This window comes from Endozoicomonas sp. Z74, from assembly GCF_057680865.1.
Window position 1 is genome coordinate 1 of the sequence record NZ_JBLYZI010000225.1, and the last position, 1,687, is coordinate 1,687.

General features: G+C 41.6%; 1 protein-coding gene. It reads left to right on the forward strand.

What is annotated here, in order from left to right; genetic code table 11:
* Window positions 1-162 precede the first annotated feature (162 nt).
* Complete coding sequence (locus ACNRUY_RS26405; protein ID WP_488114649.1) at window positions 163-1,548, forward strand: hypothetical protein; 1,386 nt, start codon at window positions 163-165, stop codon at window positions 1,546-1,548.
* The last annotated feature ends 139 nt before the right edge of the window (window positions 1,549-1,687 follow it).

The following is a 1,687-nucleotide window of genomic DNA, read 5'->3' on the forward strand; positions in this document are numbered from 1 at the left end:
AACCTTCTCAAGCTTGATACTTCAGTGAAGGCTGGTATCAAGAACAAACGTAAAACCTGTGGCTGGGATGAAGACTATATGATGAAAGTGCTTGGGCTGATTGATTCTTGATCATGTTTTTGCCCTGTGCCAGTAGAGCAGGTATCGGAAATAAAGCCTCCGATGATTAAGAATGTTAGGCCAGTATCCAATTCCGGTAGGGTAAGTGAGATTGCAGAGGCTGGGAATGTATTTGTCCTGCAGCCAGAGTATTGTGCTACTGAATGTGATATAGGGATGCCAGTAGAGCAGGTATCCGAAATAAAGCCTCTTATGGTTAAGGATGTTGAGTTAGTCACCGTTTCAGTCCCTTCGCCAGTAGTGACAATAAAGGAAGCTACTCCCTGTGCTATAAGCGAAGTTGGGTTTTCTGTTACCGCTCAAAATGAAGAGTCTTGTGAACGAGATGTGTCAAAAAAGCCATGCGAAACCGTTCACTTCCAGATAGCAAACGCTAATGGTGTTGTGGTTCAAGACTCTACAGAAGTTAAGGTAGACAGCACTGAGCTGTTTGAGGTGCCTGAAGTGAGCCCTAAACCCATTCAGATAAGCCAGACTTCAGAAAGTGATGTTTTTTCTGAAGTTGAAAAGTTGCATTCCAAATTAGCAAAAAAAACAAGGAAGACTCATGATTATGGGAAATCGGTTTCCATAAGAGATGAGTTTATCGAATTTATTGTATCTCATCGGCATGTTTTAAAAAATGAAAGTGTCGATAGAAAACTTCAGCTTCGTGCGATGTTGTTTCAGCTAGTGGGCCACTGTACTTTGTGTTCTACAATCGAAGGTCAGCATGAATCAATTTTTAAAAAAGGCTCCAGGCTGGGATTAGGCCTTCTGGCCCGTGATTATATTCAAATTACTAAGCCTAAAAAAGCACCTTATTACTCAACCAGTGCTCCTGGCATGTTGGGGTGTTCTGCTATGTCAGGTCGAAATGAGGTTTTTCTAGAGTGTTTTCTGATAAAGGCGCTCAGTAAAGGGGATATTGAGTACGAAATCAAAGGATGTGCTGATCGAATGGAGAGGAAGCGCAAAGAAGGGAAAGAGTGCTCTGATGGGCAATTGAATGAATTTAAGGATAAGTTGAAAGGCCTTAATGATGATCTTTCAAGGCCTGGGGTGATTGATCTTGATGAAAGTAGTCTCATGGTTGAAGGAATAGCCGCAGACCTCGTTGAAGGTATAGTAATGCCTTCTCTGAAAAAATATATTAAGAAGAATAAGGGGAGGAGTGAGGTTGCAATGACGGGCGAAGTTTTGGAGCGTCTAAGCGTCTTTTTAGAAACTGAGGCGGCAGCGCCCAAGCTAAAAAAAGGAAAAAAAGGTAAACAGAATAAAAAAATAAGTCCAAATCAAAAGTCCGAAAACAGCGAGCAGGATGAGGCGGAAGCTAGAAGGAAAAAAGAGGAGGCTGCTGAGCTTGGTGGTTGTTTGAATAAATGGTTTGAACTATCAATAGAGAATTCTGCAAAAAGTAAAAAGATGAAAAAGACGAAGAGAGTGTAGCTGTTGTTAAGGTGTAGTAGTTCAGACCTGATCTGACAGTCACCGATTTTTCAGAGGGTGTCTGTCAGGTCAAATTCAGGCTACAAATTTTTCCTTCCAGATCTCTTTGCCATCTATCAGAGTTTCCATTGGCGTTCTT